This window comes from Actinoplanes sp. NPDC049598, assembly GCF_040675435.1.
GTDB lineage: Bacteria > Actinomycetota > Actinomycetes > Mycobacteriales > Micromonosporaceae > Actinoplanes.
In genome coordinates, this window is sequence record NZ_JBFAOX010000017.1 from 164,053 (window position 1) to 178,334 (window position 14,282).

Genomic DNA, 14,282 nt, shown 5'->3' on the forward strand with positions numbered 1-14,282 from the left:
TTTGCGTAGATCCTCCGGAAGTGGCGGATTGCGACGTTTTCCGGGGTACCCGCGTGAGGGCCGAGTAAACGAAATCTGGAACCGCTCAAGATCCTTCACGGGAAGCGGCGAAGGTGTCGGTCAGGTATCAGGCTCGTGACAGTCGTTACACCGGCTTTCCCCGGCAGCGGCGCGCCGCTAGGGTCTGTCGATGTCCCATCAGTCTATGGGATATCTAGGTTTAAGGGTGCTTCTTCTTGATCGAGATAACGGGACTCCGGAAGACGTACCGGAGCCGCGGCCGTGAGGTGCGCGCCGTCGACGGCGTCGACCTCAGCGTGGGCGAGGGCGACGTCTTCGGCGTGCTCGGGCAGAGCGGCGCCGGTAAGAGCACGCTGCTGCGGTGCGTCAACATGCTCGAGCGGCCGGATGAGGGCACGATCACCGTGGGCGGCGTCGAGCTGAACAAGCTGCGCCGCAAGCAGCTGCGGATCGCCCGGCACGGCATCGGGATGATCCACCAGCACTTCGCGCTGCTGTCGTCGCGGACCGTGGCCGGCAACATCGCGTTCGCCCTCGAGGTGACCGGCGAGAACCGGGCCGCCCGCAAGGCCCGGGTGGCCGAGCTGATCGAGCTCGTCGGGCTGGGTGGCCGCGAGGACGCGTACCCCTCGCAGTTGTCCGGAGGCCAGAAGCAGCGGGTGGGCATCGCGCGGGCGCTCGCGGCCCGGCCCCAGGTCCTGCTCTCCGACGAGGCGACCTCCGCCCTCGACCCGGAGACGACCGACTCGATCCTGCGTCTGCTGCTCGACCTCAACCGGCGGCTCGGCCTCACCATCCTGCTGATCACCCACGAGATGGGTGTGGTCAAGAAGATCTGCCACTCGGCGGCGGTGATGCGCGACGGCAAGTTCGTCGAGTCCGGTCCGGTGACCGACCTGCTGCACCAGCCCGGGTCGTCACTGGCCCGCGGCCTGTTCCCGCTCGCGGGCCCGGCGACACTGCCGGGCCGGGCGGTCCTCGACGTCACCGTCAGCGGGCCGGACGCCGACACCGCGCTCACCGGCCTCGCCCGCAGCTTCGACGTGTCCCTGCTCGAGGGCTCGGTCGAATCGCTGGCCGCGACGCGCGCCGGGCGCTGGCGGATCGCGGTGCCGGACTCCTCGCGTACCGCCGCCGTGGAATTTCTCGAAGCGCGCGGCGCCCAGGTCGAGGAGGCGGCATGACCGCCTGCACCGAGCGGCACCCAGCCGCACCTGCGGACGGCGCTGCAGGCGAGGGCCGGAAGGGCATGCCTAAGGAGGGCACAGCATGAGCTGGTCCGAAGTGTTCGACCTGCTCTGGGTCGGCCTGCAGGAGACCGCCTGGATGGTCCTCGTGTCGACCGTGCTCACCGCGATCGGCGGGCTGCTGCTCGGCGTGCTGCTGGTGCTCACCGCCCCCGGCGGGCTGCTGTCGGCGCCGCCGGTCTACTCGGTGCTCGGGCTGATCGTCAACATCGCCCGGTCGCTGCCGTTCATCATCCTGCTCGTCGCGGTCATCCCGTTCACCCGGGCCGTGGTCGGCACCACCATCGGCACCGACGCGGCGATCGTGCCGCTGACCATCGGCGCCATCCCGTTCTTCGCCCGCATCGTCGAGGCCGCCCTGCGCGAGGTCCCCTCCGACGTGATCGCGGCGGCCACCGCGATGGGCGCCACCCGCACCCAGATCGTCGGCAAGGTGCTGCTCCGCGAGGCCCGGCCCGGCCTGGTGGCCGGCCTGACCATCACCGTGATCGCCCTGGTCGGCTACTCGGCGATGGCCGGCGTGGTCGGCGGCGGCGGGCTCGGCGACCTGGCCATCCGGTACGGCTACCAGCGCTTCGAAACCGAGGTCATGGTGGCCACCGTGGCCGCCCTCGTGGTCTTCGTCCAACTCATCCAGATGGCGGGCGACCTCGTCGTCCGACGGCTTTCTCACAGATAGGTTCCGCTTTGCGCCGCTCTCTTGTCGCCCTCGCCGCGTCCGCCTCGCTCCTGCTGGGCCTGGCTGCTTGCGGCTCCGACTCCTCTGACGCCTCGTCGTCCTCGGACACCCTCAAGGTCGGCGTCAGCCCCGTCCCGCACGGCGAGATCCTCAAGTACGTCGCGGACAACCTCGCCGCCAAGGAAGGCCTCAAGCTGGAGATCGTCGAGTTCAACGACTACATCCAGCCCAACGTGGCCCTGCAGGAGAAGCAGCTCGACGCGAACTACTTCCAGCACATCCCGTACCTGGAAGAGGAGATCGCGTCCAAGGGCTACAAGTTCACCCCGCTCAAGCCGGTGCACATCGAGCCCCTCGGCATCTACTCCAAGACCGTGAAGAACCTGGCCGACATCCCCGACGGCGGCGTCGTCGGCATCCCCAACGACCCGTCCAACTCGGGCCGCGCGCTGAACCTGTTCGCCAAGAACAACCTGATCACCCTCAAGGACGGCGTCGGGGTCAAGGCCACCGAGAAGGACATCACCGCCAACCCGAAGAACCTGAAGTTCAAGGCGCTCGAGGCGGCCCAGCTGCCCCGCAGCCTCGAGGACACCGCGGCCTCGATCATCAACGGCAACTACGCCATCGAGACCGGCCTCAAGCCGGCCACCGACGCCCTCGCCCTCGAGACCGCCGACAACAACCCGTACGCCAACCTCGTCGTGGTCCGCACCGGCGACGAGAACGACCCCCGCATCCAGAAGCTCGAGAAGCTCCTGCACAGCGAAGAGGTCAAGAAGTTCATCACCGACAAGTACCAGGGCTCGGTCCTCCCGGCCTTCTGAGCCACCCGGCTACCTCCAGCAACGCCCGGCGCCCGCGAAGGCCCGGGCGTTGCGGCCTATGTGGGCGTGGCGTCGTCGTCCCAGGCCGGGCGGCCTTGTTGGCGGCGGCCACCTCCGCAACCTGCTGGTTCACGCCCGCGAGCACCTGGGTCTGGCCCCGCTGCCACCCCTGCCCACGCCGCCCGCGGCCGGGCTGCCGTCCGGCCCCGAGCGCCGACTGTCCGGTTCGTGCCACCGGCCGGCGACGGCAGTCATTAGCATCCGTGAATGGCTGCTTTGCATGAGCTGCCCGATCCGGCCGAGGCGGGCAGCCTCGACCAGCTTGTGGAACGGCTGCGCCTGCTGAAGATCTGGGCCGGCGACCCGTCCTACGAAACGATCAAGGGGCGCGTCAACGCGACCCGCCCGCCCGGCGACGCCACGGCCCGCACGACCGTCGCCGCCTGCTTCCGCGCGGGCCGGCGGCGCAACAACCCGGAGCTGCTCGTCGCGGTGGTCGAGGCGCTGCACCCCGACCGGGGCTATGTGAATCAATGGCGGCAGGCGCTGCGAGTGGTCGGCGGGGAGACCGAGGCGGCGGCCCGCGTGCGCGTCCGGGACGCTCTCCCACCCGATCTGCCCGGTTTCACCGGCCGCTCCGCCGAGATCGACCGGCTTCGTCAGGCCCGCCGGCGCGGGGAGGCCGTGGTGCTCTCGGCGATCGAGGGCATGGCCGGGGTGGGCAAGACAAAGCTGGCCGTGCATGCGGGGCATCTCCTGCACCGGGAAGAGCCGTTCGAGCGCGTCCTCTTCGTCAATCTGCGCGGCTTCCACGACGATCCGGCCCAGCCACCGGCCGATCCGTCCGCGGTCCTGGACGGGTTCCTGCGCCTGCTGGGCGTGCCCGGTCAGCGCATACCGCACGATCTGCGGGCGCGCGCCGCGATGTACCGCGAGCGGCTCGCCGGGTGCCGGGCGCTGGTGGTGCTCGACAACGCCGCGTCGGCGGAGCAGGCGCGGCCGCTGCTGCCCCCGGCCCGTGGTTGCTTCACGCTGCTGACCAGCCGGCGCCGGCTCGCCGGACTCGGCCGCGGCGTCCGCCTGCCGATCGGAGTGTTCGGCGAAGGCGAGGCGGCGGACTTTCTAGCTGCGGCCGCGCCCGGCGTCGCGGTGGGGCCGGATCCGGAGGCTGCGCGGCGGATCGCCCGGCGCTGCGGGCACCTGCCGCTCGCTCTGGGGCTGGTGGCCGCGCACATCCGCAACGTGCCCGGCTGGACGCTGACCGACCACGCCGACCGGCTCGACGAGCGGCATCTCGCCCGGCGCCTGGACACCGGGGTCGAGCTCGCCCTCCGCCTGTCCTGCCGGAACCTCGCGCCCGACGACCGGCGCACGTTTCGCCGGGCCGCCCTGCACCCGGGTCAGGACTTCGACCGGTACGCGGTGGCAGCCCTGACGGGCAGCGACCCGAATACGTCCCTCGAGCGGCTCTGCGCGGACAATCTGCTGCAGCCCAGCGGATCGGATCGGTACGCTTTCCACGATCTCGTGCGCACGTACGCCGCCGGCCTGGTCCACGATGAGGACCCGCCGGCGGAACGGCGGGCCGCCCTCACCCGCTTGTTCGACCACTACGTGGCCACCAGCGCTACCGCTGCACGGGTGCTACGGCTCGACGAGAGCTACATGCGGCCGGTGGCCGGGCCCGTCCGCACCGCAGTGCCCGGCCTGGAGACCGCGGCAAAGGCCCTGGCGTGGCTGGAAGTGGAGCAAGCCAACCTGATCGCGGTGGTGGCCCACGCCGCGGAGCAAGGCCGGCCGGACCACACCGCGGCGCTGGCCCGCATTCTGCTCCCGTATCTCTCGGGACGGCAGAACACCGATGCGCTGACTGTGCACCGTCATGCCTACGACGCCGCCCGCCGCGCGGGTGACATGGGCGGGCTCGCGCAGGCGTCATGGGGCATGGGTATCGCCCTGGTCCAGCTCGGCCGGCTCGACGAGGCGGGCGAGCAGTACGGCAAGGCCCTGGACTGGTTCCGGCGGGCCGGTGACGTGGCTGGTCAGGCGCGGGCCACGCACAGCCTCGGCAATCTCGCGCAGCGCCGCGGCGACTTTCCGGCCGCCACCGAGCGCTACGAGTCGGCCCTGGTCCTGCATCGCCGGGCGGGTGACCTGGCCGGCCAAGGGCGGGCGTGGCACGGGCTGGGCATGGTCGCGGAGCGAGTCCGCGACTATGAGAGCGCTCTTGGGCGCTATCACCGTTCGCTGCGGCTGTACCGGCGCGCCGGTGATCTCTCCGGTCAGGCCGACGCGCTGAACGGCCTGGGCGACGTGGAGGTGGTGCTCGACCGCCCGGCCGACGCCGAGAAGCACCTCCGGGAGGCGCTCGCCTTGCACCGCGGCCTCGGCGACCGGGCCTGTGAGGCCGAGGTGCTCGGCAGTCTCGGACAGCTGCAGACGGGCCTCGGCCGGCCCGAGGAGGGTGCGGTCCTTCACCGGCGGGCGTTCGGGCTGTGCCGGGAGGCCGGCGACCGGGACGGCGAGATGTGGGCGCTCAACGGCCTGGGCGAGGCCTACCTGTCCGCCGGCCGGCCCGGCGAAGCCCGGACCCACCTGTCGGCCGCGGCCGCGATCGCGGCGGAGATGGGTGCGCGCGATCAGCTGGCCCGTGCCCATGCCGGGCTCGGGCAGGCCCACCGTCTTCTCGGTGACGCCGGCCGGGAGCGTGTGCATCGGGAGCGCGCCGCGGACCTCTACGCCGAGCTCGGGGTGACGCGATGACCTGTTTGGGATTGCCAGTGACGTACATCGATGGGTAAGAGTGACGTGTGGACCTGTCACGGCTTGCCGCCGGCGTCGGTGCGGCTCTGCTCATCTCTGCCTCCGCTGTGCCCGCGCACGCCGACGACGGCCAGGCGACGCGGGAGTTCGGGAACGGGCCCGAGCGCAACCAGGTCGCCGCGACCGATGCGGCGGCCGCGGCGCTGGCGGCGGTGGCGGCCGAGCCGGCCTGGAAGCCCGGGCGGCAGGGGTATCCGCGGCAGCACGAGCTTCGGGTCTACCCCGAGAACACGGAGGACCGTTCGATCAAGCTCGGCCTCATCCCGTACCACCAGATCGCCCCGAAGCTGAACGCGCTGCAGAAGGTCTCCGACCGCGTGTCGGCGGAAGTGGTCGGGCATTCGGCCCTGGGCCGGGACCTCTATCTGGTCACGGTGACCGCGCCCGAGACGGCGGCCGAGGCGGCGCGGCAGGAGCGGTGGCGCGAGCTGATCGAGAACGATCCGAGCGCGGCCAGAAGGGACCAGGCGCTGTCGAGAAACTACAAGACGCCGGTCTGGATCAACGCGAACATTCACGGTGACGAGTGGGAGGGCACGGACGGGGCCCTGCGGGTCATCGAGCGGCTGGCCACCGCGACCGATGCGGCGACGGCCGGGTTCCTGGCCCGCAGCCGGGTCTACGTGACGGTCACCAACAACCCGGACGGGCGGATCGCCGGCACGCGCGTGAACGGCGCCGGCTTCGACATCAACCGGGATCACGCCACGAGCTCGCAGCCGGAGTCGCGGGCCGTACGGGACGTCGTGATCGCCACCCAGCCGTTCGTGATGCTCGACGAGCACGGCTACACCGGCACCACGCTGATCGAGCCGGCCACGCCGCCGCACGGGCAGAACTACGAGTACGACCTCTACATCAAGCACGCGCTGCCGAACGCGCTCGGCATGGAGGCGGCCATCCAGCGCCTCGGCTACCCGGAGACCACGCGCGCCGACCTCCCATTTCGGGACTACACGCCCGGGGACTGGGACGACTGGCCGCCCATCTTCACCCCGATGTACGCGATGTACCACGGCGCGATCGGCCACACCGTCGAGATCCCGCTGCAGGTCAACCGCAACCTCTACACCACCCTGCCGGTCGAGGAGCTGCGCCGGCGCTCGGGCGTCAACACCGACGTCGCGGCGGCGACCATCGAGGCGGCCCTGACGTACGCGGACACGAACCGCGCCGGGCTGCTGGCCGGCCAGATCGAGCAGTTCCGCCGCGGCTGGGCCGGCGAGCCGCAGCGCGTGGTGCCGGACGGCTACGTGCCCGGCTACGGCCCGGAGGACCGTTACTCGACGCGCTTCCCCCGGGCGTACGTCATCCCGGCCGGCCCCGGTCAGCGATCCGCCCCGGCCGCCGCCCGCCTGGTCGACCATCTGGTCGCCAACGACGTCCGCGTGACCCGGGCCCGCACCGGCTTCACCCTCGAAGGCCGCCGCTACCCGGCCGGCTCGTACGTCGTCGACATGCACCAGCCCAAGCGCGGCCTGGCCAACGTGCTGCTCGAGGCCGGCCGTGACATCTCCGAGCTGGTCCCGCAGATGTACGACATCTCCGGCTGGAGCCACCGCCTGCTCTGGGGCGCCTCGGTCGACATCAGCCGCACCACCGCGCCCCGCGTGGCCACGTCTCCCGTCAAGGCGGCGACCGTCGAGAGCACGCTTCCCAAGAGCCGGGAGCTGGCTCTCACTTTGAGAGACCCAGCGGACGTACGGGCCGTGAACACCCTGCTCGATCAGGGGATCAAGCTGCGGCTCGACGGCGCGGCCACCGTCGTGGTTCCGGCCGCGGCGCGCGCGGCGGCCGCGTCGGTCGCCAAGGACCTGGGTGTACGTTTCGCAGCGGCACCCCGCGGCGGCGCCGGCACCCCGATCTCGCGCCCGGTGCTCGCGGCCGCCGTGTCGGCCGACGAGCTGTTCGCGGTCCGGGAGATGGGCTTCGACGTGCGTACCGTCTCCACCGCAACCCTCAACGCCGGCGCGAGCCTGGCCGGGGTGACCGGGTTGATCGTCTCCTCCGGACTGGTCTACGAACAGCTCAACGCGGCCGCCAAGGCGCAGGTCGACGACCTGTTGAGCCGCGGCGGCGTGGTCACCCGCGGCGTCACCGGCGCCGCCTTCAACGCGGCGGCCGGCCTGCTCCCGGCCACCGCGGTCGCGGGCCGCGGCGACGCCAACGGAGTCGTCGCCGTCCGCAACACCGGCCCGGTCGTCGGGGCCGGGTCGCTGCCGCACTCGTTCGTCTACTCGCCGCTGTGGTTCACCGGCACCGGCCCCGGCACCGGTCTCACCGTCGAGCAGCGTTACGCCGACGACCCGCTGGTGGCCGGGCACTGGCTGCCGACCAGCCCCGGCGTGGGCGGACCGTCCCAGGCGGCGGGACAGGCGGCCGTCGTCTCGGGCACCACCGCCCGCGGCAGCCGGGCGGTCCTGTTCGGCACCGAGCCGCTGTTCCGGGCTCACCCCAAGGGGCTGTACGCGCAGTTCGCCCGGGCCCTCTACTGGACGAATTCCTAGACCTCAAGCGCGGTTCAGGTCGTACGGTGGCGCGATGGGGCGGGTCTTCTACCAGTTGCTGATCAATACGTTGCTCGTCTCGGTCATCAACTTCACCGTATGGTTCGCGATCACCTTCTACGTCTACATCGAGACCCGGTCGGTCTTCGCCACCGGCGTCATCTCCGGGATCTTCCTGGTGATGACCGCGCTCACCGGCATCTGGTTCGGCAGCCTGGTCGACCACTACCGCAAGAAGACCGTGATGCAGGCGTCGGCTTTGTTGTCGATCGGCCTGTACGCGGTGGCCCTTCTCGTCTACCAACTGACGCCGCGCGCCTCGTTCCGCGACCCGGCGAGCGCCCAGCTGTGGCTGTTCGTGGTGCTGCTGATGTTCGGGGTGATCGCGGGCAACCTGCGGACGATCGCCCTGCCGACTCTGGTGACAGTGCTGGTCCGGGAGGACATCCGCGACCGGGCCAACGGGCTGGTCGGCACCGCCTCCGGCGTCTCGTTCCTGGTCACGTCGGTGATCAGCGGGTTGCTGGTCGCGCTCGGCGGCATGCTGTGGGTCCTGGTGGTGGCTTTGGTGACGCTGGGCGTGGCGGTGCCGGCCCTGGCGGCGGTACGGGTTCCCGGCGCCGCCGCCGGTGTTGCCGCCACCGAGCCGAAGCGCTCCGTCGATCTGCGCGGCACCATCCGGGTCATCCGCGGGGTGGCCGGGCTGCCGGCGCTGATCGCGTTCTCCGCCTTCAACAACCTGCTCGGCGGCATCTTCATGGCGCTGCTCGACGCGTACGGCCTGTCGTTGGTCTCGGTCCAGACCTGGGGTTTGCTGTGGGGTGCGCTGAGCACGGGCTTCATCGTGGGCGGCCTGCTCATCGCCCGGACCGGCCTGGGCCGGAACCCGGTCCGGCTGCTCCTGATGGTCAACCTGCTGCTCTGGACGGTGACCCTGATCTTCCCGCTGCGCGCCTCGATCATCTGGCTGACCGCCGGCCTCTACCTCTACATGCTGGCCGTCCCCTACGCCGAGGCCGCCGAGCAGACCATCCTGCAGAAGGTCGTCCCCTACGAGCGCCAGGGCCGCGTCTTCGGCTTCGCCCAGAGCGTCGAACAAGCCGCCTCCCCGCTGACGGCCTTCCTGATCTCCCCGATAGCCCAGTTCGTCGTCATCCCGTACATGACCGACGGCCCCGGCGCCCGCCTGATCGGCGACTGGTTCGGCACCGGCGCCAACCGCGGCATAGCCCTGGTCTTCGTCCTCACCGGCGTCATCGGCATCATCGCCACAGCGGTCGCCCTGCGCAGCCGCCCGTACCGCCGCTTGAGCCACCGCTACGCCGAGACCCCCGTCTCCGTATGATCGAGCACGGTGGCCCGCTCCGCGCGCTGGTGCGCGGCGATCGCCTCCGCCTTCTGTGTGGTCACCGGCCTCGTCCTGGCCTGGTCCGACGCGCCCGACCGCTCATTCTTCCTGACCCTGGCCGCGATCTTCCTCGTCCCGACGGCCTTTCCGCAGCTGTTCCGCCGCCGCACGGCCTTCCAGGCCGCATGCTGGAGCGCGGTCGTCGTTCTGCTGCTCGGCGAGCTGGTCATCTTCTTCTACGGCGGCTGCCTGTTCCTGCCCGTCCTAGGGCCCCTGGTGCTGGCCGCGCTCCGCCCGCCCGGCCCTCTCCGAACAGGCCTCGGGCTGGCCGAGGTCTTCGTACATCGCGAGCGCCCGTTCGAAGTGGTCCTGCGCCACCTCGTGCTACCCGAGCGCCAGGCGAGCGTCGCCGAGTCCGGCGAGGGAAGCGGCGTGGCCGTCGAGATCACCGATGTCGCACCTGGCCGGACCGGTCGCCGCCTCGTACGGTGATCGCGGGGGCTCGCCGAGCACACTCCGCCGCCGACTTCGGACGGCTCGTCCAATAGTGGGCGACGCTCATGGCGTTCAGCGCATCAGCCTCGCCGAGCCGGTCACCGATGCTGCGGGCGGCCTCCCGGGCGTGCCCGTGCACGAACAGCGCGTCGGTGTGATGCCCACCGGTCAGATAGAGGTGCAGCTTGTCGGCGAGGCGAACGGCATGGGCCGGCCAGCCGTGCCCGGCCGCGTGCGCGACCACGGCGACCAGCGGTCCGGCGGTAGCTCCGGTCGGGCTGCAGCACCTCGAACCGGACAGTCATTGCTGTCCGTAGTGGGCGTGGATCTGCGCGACGATCTCCTTCGGGTCGATGATCTCGCCGTTCAGCAGGCGGCGCTCGAGGTCGGGTGGGAGGCCCGTATCGGGCGGGTCGGGGCGGAAGAGCTCGGGCGGCAGGTCGGCCGCCGGCGGCGTGGGCAGGGGTGGCAGCGGGGCCAGACCCAGGTGCTCGCGGACGTGATCCAGCAGGTCGCGGAGGTGGGACTGGGCGAGCGTGGGTATGGCCGCGGGGTCGTTCAGCGGGAAGCGGGCGGCCAAACGGGTCTGGTGCACCTGGACCCGCTTGCGGCCCTTCTTGACGGTGACGCCGGGTGGGTCGGAGTCCATGCCGTCCAGCAGCAGCGAGAGCTGCAGGGCGGGCACTCCGGTCGGCGCCCACCACTGCCGCCGGGCCGGGTCGGCGGCCACCGCGGTGACGAGCTCATCCTGGCGGATCGAGTAGGCGCCGGGATGCCGCCCGGGATGGCGTTGCCGGACAGCAACGTCAGCCAGGGCGCGGGGGAGTCGGCGGGTTCGGGCTCGGGCGGGCCCCAGGCGGCGCTGGTGCCGGTCTCATAGCTGATCGGGGTCTCGTGCTCCCACAGGCGGCCGGTGGCCCGCTCGTATGCGGCCTCGGCGACGGTCAGCAACAGCTCCGCCTCCTCGTCGGTGAAGTCGGCGAGCGCCTCCGGCCGGCGCAGTACCCGGTCGTAGGCCTTGCGCCCGGCGGCGACGATCGCGCACCGGATGTAGACGAAGTCGTCGTCGCTGGCCGTCTCGGCGGCGGCGAAGTGCTGTGGGGTGTCCAGAGCCGCCGGCACCTCGGCCAGCCGGTCGGCGAAACCGATGATGTCGGCCTCCGGCCGTGCGGCCAGGCGGGCCGTCAACTGGCCGGAGTCGTCCCGCGCCGGCGCGCCGACAGGCGAACTCTATTCGGCGGACGGGTCGAGCTTGGTCCACCACAGCGGGTGGATCACCCGGCCGTTGCCGTAGGTGTAGGGGTCGCGGCGGTCCGTGAGGGTGAAGCCGGCTTTGGTCAGCCAGCGTTGGCTCGGCACGTTGGTGGCTTCGCAGCCGGCGGTGAGGCGGGCGATGCCGAAGCGGTGGTGGGCCAGGTCGCAGACGGCGGTCAGCATCTCGTGGCCGTAGCCCTGCGCGCGGTAGTCACGGTGGACGGCGCCGCCGAGTTCACCCGCGTCGACGGTGACACCCCCGACCAGGTGCCGGGTCGATCTGTCGAGCGCGGCGAAGAAGAGCTGGCCGGGGTCGTCCTCCATCAGGGGCTCGGGCGAGTCGAGCGGGTCGGCGATCGGGCCCATCGGGACGCGGCGGGCCAGCTCGTGCTCCCGGGCCGACCAGTCACGGCTCACCTCCGGGTCGTCGGCCATGAGGCGGTGCCAGCGGACGTAGTCGCTCACCCGGTTGGTGACGATCCACAGCCGGGGCGTACGGGCCACAGGCGAAGCGTCCGGGCGGTGGGTGGGCACGAGGAAAACCATAGGTCTCGGGCGCACTCTTTCGAGGTAAGGGTGTGCCCGAAGTGGGGTGGGTGACGGTATGAATGTCCGGATGCGAAGTGAGCTGACGCCCGTGGCCGTCGGGCGGGCCGCGGAGAGTGCCTACCAGGAGCTCGACGAGGCGGCCCGGCTGGCCGCCCGGCGGCTGATGCTGCGCCTGATCGACGTGGGCGACGACGGCCGGTCCGACACCCGGGTCGTGCTCGACACGAACACCGCGCTGGAGGTCGGGGCCGACCCGGGGGCGACCGGCCGGGCGCTGAGCGCGCTGGCCCGGGCGCGGCTGGTCGCGGCCGACCGGGACGAGGTCCGCATCGCCGACGAGACGCTGATCGGGGCGTGGGAGCGGCTGGCGGGGTGGGTCGGCGACGACCGGGCCGGACACCGGCAGCGGCAGGAACTGCTCCGGGCCGCCATGGCCTGGCGGCGCGGGGGTTTCGACCGGGCGCTGCTGCTGCGGGGGAGCCGGCTGGAGCAGGCCCGGGAGTGGGCCGGCGCCCACGACGACGAGGTGGACGGCACCACGCTGGCCTTCGTGGCCGCCTCGGAGCAGCAGGAGCGGCTGCTAGGCCAGTAGGGCCTCGCGCATCGTCTTGCCCGGGTTGAAGCCGCCGACCACGGCCGGGGAAGCCACGTCGTACACGTTGACGGTGTTGTTGCGGCGCATCAGCTCGCGCACCGGCGGGGGCAGCGGCGGCTCCTCGCTCATCGCTGCGCGCAGGTCGCGCGTGGTCGCGATCAGCCGGTGGGCCAGGGTGGCGGCGTCGGTGTCGGGCCGCACCCGGGCGAACTCCCAGCCGGCGATGGTCAGGTCGAGGATCTCGAAGAGCTGGGCCAGCAGCGGCAGGGGGTCGGTGAGCCGCACGATCCGCTTGGGGTCGGCCCCGATCGCCGCCACGGCGGCAGTGACCTGGACGTACGGATGTAAGCCACCGGGCAGCGCCCACAGGTTCCACCGCAGCCGGCCCGCCGTCTCCCTCCACAACGGACGGTAGTTGCGGCGGTCGACCACGAAGCCGTGACCGGCCACCTGGGCGGCCAGGTCGGCGTAGGCGGCGTCGGCGAACTCGCGGACGATCAGCACCGCGGCCAGCGCGCCGTCGTCACCGCCGAGCCGGCCGGTCGCCGCGTCGGCCTGCTGCAGGAACGTGCCCGGCTGCCGCGGCCCGAACCGGACGCGGAGATCTTCGACGATGGCCCGCGCCGGGCCGGGATCCTGCTGCTGCCGACCGGACCCACGCCGGAACCACCGCATGTCGCCTCGTTCTCACCCTCGCCGGACGAAACCGCGGCAATGTTAGCCTGCCGGAATCAACCACCTGACCAGGGCGGCCGCGTTCATCCGCAGGATCTCCAGCGCCAGCTCGTAGTCGATGTGCGTGAGCAGGTCGTTCTCGCTGTGGATGTTCGTGTTGGCGCTGTCGTTGCCCTCGATGGTCAGCACCGCCGGCACCCCCGCCGTGAGGAACGGCACGTGATCGCTGGCGAACGGGTTGAGCGAGGTCTCCACCCGCAGCCCGGTGTAGGTGGCGGCGGCCGCGGCCAGGTCGTCGATCAGGTCCCGGGACAGCGGCGCGCCCTCCAGCAGCACGCTCGCCTCGGGGCCGTTGCGGACGCCGATCATGTCCATGTTGAGCACGGACCGGATCCGGTCGCGCTCGGCTTGCGGCAGCTGCGCCACGTACTGCTTGCTGCCGAACAGGCCCTGCTCCTCGCCCCCGAACAGGATCAGCCGCAGGTCGTGCTGCCACTCCCGGGCGGCCAGCATGCTCGCGAGCAGCAGCACGCCGGCCGCCCCGCTGCCGTTGTCGTCGGCCCCGGGCGCCCTCGTCCCGCCGGCCAGGTTGACCGAGTCGAGGTGGGCGGTCACCAGCACCGTTTTCCCGCCGGTCGTTCCGGGCCGGTCGGCGATCACGTTCGCGCTCCGCCCGGCGCCGACGGTGATCGGGAGCCGCGACGTCGCGTACCCCAGGCTGGTCAGCGCGGCCTCGGCCCGGTCCGCCGCCTGCCGGAAGCCCTCGCTCAGCGAGTTGCGGTTCGCCAGCTCGGCGAGCCAGGTCAGGTCCGTCTCGTACGGAGGCCGCGTGACACCCAGGAGCAGTTTCTCGATCTCCGGATCGGCCCGCCCGGCCCGCGGCGCCGGCCGGTCGACGATCACCGGGTCGCCGGGCATCGCCTCCACCCGCCAGCACGTGCCGTCCCTCCCGCGCAGCGCCTCGCCGCCCTCGACCACGAGATGCCGCCCGTGATCGAGGATCACCGGCACGTCCGGATGCGCGTCCTGGAACGCCCGCCCCACCTGCGTGACCAGCGAGAGCCCGGCCCCCACGACACCGCTGCGGGCGGCCGCCACGCCGGGCACGGCCTCCTCCGACCAGATCAGCATCTGATCGCCGACCCGCGCGCGATGCCCCGTCGTACGGCTGCCGTCGCCGGCCTGGTCCGCGGGCAGCACCGCCCAGTGGATTCGTTGCTCCATACCCGAAGACACTGCGCCTGCGGGCCGGGCGGCCACAG

13 protein-coding genes and 1 pseudogene are annotated in these 14,282 nt (G+C 71.9%); 8 read left to right on the plus strand and 6 right to left on the minus strand.

Going from position 1 to position 14,282, the window contains the following annotated elements; all coding sequences use genetic code 11:
- Positions 1-236 precede the first annotated feature (236 nt).
- The 7 genes from AB0J66_RS33175 (at position 237) to AB0J66_RS33205 (ending at position 9,944) form a co-directional block, all read left to right on the plus strand.
- Positions 237-1,205, plus strand: a complete 969-nt coding sequence (locus AB0J66_RS33175; RefSeq protein WP_364669149.1) for an ATP-binding cassette domain-containing protein — start codon at positions 237-239, stop codon at positions 1,203-1,205.
- Between the two features lie 85 nt (positions 1,206-1,290).
- Positions 1,291-1,947: a methionine ABC transporter permease gene (locus tag AB0J66_RS33180; RefSeq protein ID WP_364669152.1), complete on the plus strand. Its 657-nt coding sequence runs from the start codon at positions 1,291-1,293 to the stop codon at positions 1,945-1,947.
- An 8-nt stretch (positions 1,948-1,955) separates the two neighbouring features.
- Positions 1,956-2,774: a MetQ/NlpA family ABC transporter substrate-binding protein gene (locus tag AB0J66_RS33185; RefSeq protein WP_364669155.1), complete on the plus strand. Its 819-nt coding sequence runs from the start codon at positions 1,956-1,958 to the stop codon at positions 2,772-2,774.
- Positions 2,775-3,041: 267 nt separating this feature from the next.
- Entirely contained in the window at positions 3,042-5,537 is a 2,496-nt protein-coding gene (locus AB0J66_RS33190; protein ID WP_364669158.1) for a tetratricopeptide repeat protein, read from the plus strand.
- Positions 5,538-5,584: 47 nt separating this feature from the next.
- Positions 5,585-8,104 carry a M14 family zinc carboxypeptidase gene (locus AB0J66_RS33195; RefSeq protein ID WP_364669161.1) on the plus strand — a complete coding sequence of 840 codons (2,520 nt, stop codon included), beginning with the start codon at positions 5,585-5,587 and terminating at the stop codon, positions 8,102-8,104.
- A gap of 34 nt (positions 8,105-8,138) precedes the next feature.
- Entirely contained in the window at positions 8,139-9,449 is a 1,311-nt protein-coding gene (locus tag AB0J66_RS33200) for an MFS transporter (protein WP_364669164.1), read from the plus strand.
- Between the two features lie 9 nt (positions 9,450-9,458).
- A complete protein-coding gene (locus tag AB0J66_RS33205) occupies positions 9,459-9,944 on the plus strand; it encodes a hypothetical protein (protein ID WP_364669167.1) in 486 nt (161 codons plus the stop codon).
- Here AB0J66_RS33205 and AB0J66_RS33210 read toward each other — a convergent pair.
- The 4 genes and pseudogenes from AB0J66_RS33210 to AB0J66_RS33225 form a co-directional block, all read right to left on the minus strand.
- The gene (locus AB0J66_RS33210) at positions 9,898-10,191 is read right to left on the minus strand and encodes a hypothetical protein (protein WP_364669170.1); all 294 of its coding nucleotides are present in this window, start codon (positions 10,189-10,191) and stop codon (positions 9,898-9,900) included. The two genes, AB0J66_RS33205 and AB0J66_RS33210, sit on opposite strands and share 47 nt — an antisense overlap.
- A 57-nt stretch (positions 10,192-10,248) precedes the next feature.
- Positions 10,249-10,677 carry a hypothetical protein gene (locus AB0J66_RS33215; protein WP_364669282.1) on the minus strand — a complete coding sequence of 143 codons (429 nt, stop codon included), beginning with the start codon at positions 10,675-10,677 and terminating at the stop codon, positions 10,249-10,251.
- A gap of 200 nt (positions 10,678-10,877) precedes the next feature.
- A pseudogene (locus tag AB0J66_RS33220) lies at positions 10,878-11,135 on the minus strand (DUF4240 domain-containing protein); the annotation flags it as partial.
- 42 nt (positions 11,136-11,177) lie between these two features.
- Positions 11,178-11,735: a GNAT family N-acetyltransferase gene (locus AB0J66_RS33225; protein ID WP_364669173.1), complete on the minus strand. Its 558-nt coding sequence runs from the start codon at positions 11,733-11,735 to the stop codon at positions 11,178-11,180.
- Positions 11,736-11,817: 82 nt separating this feature from the next.
- On the opposite strand from AB0J66_RS33225, the gene AB0J66_RS33230 reads away from it, so the two are divergent.
- Positions 11,818-12,342 carry a hypothetical protein gene (locus tag AB0J66_RS33230; protein WP_364669175.1) on the plus strand — a complete coding sequence of 175 codons (525 nt, stop codon included), beginning with the start codon at positions 11,818-11,820 and terminating at the stop codon, positions 12,340-12,342.
- Here the strand turns inward: AB0J66_RS33230 and AB0J66_RS33235 are convergent.
- On the minus strand, positions 12,331-13,020 hold the full coding sequence (locus tag AB0J66_RS33235; RefSeq protein WP_364669178.1) for a hypothetical protein: 690 nt from the start codon (positions 13,018-13,020) through the stop codon (positions 12,331-12,333). The two genes, AB0J66_RS33230 and AB0J66_RS33235, sit on opposite strands and share 12 nt — an antisense overlap.
- A gap of 42 nt (positions 13,021-13,062) precedes the next feature.
- On the minus strand, positions 13,063-14,244 hold the full coding sequence (locus AB0J66_RS33240; protein WP_364669181.1) for a M28 family metallopeptidase: 1,182 nt from the start codon (positions 14,242-14,244) through the stop codon (positions 13,063-13,065).
- Between the last annotated feature and the right edge of the window lie 38 nt (positions 14,245-14,282).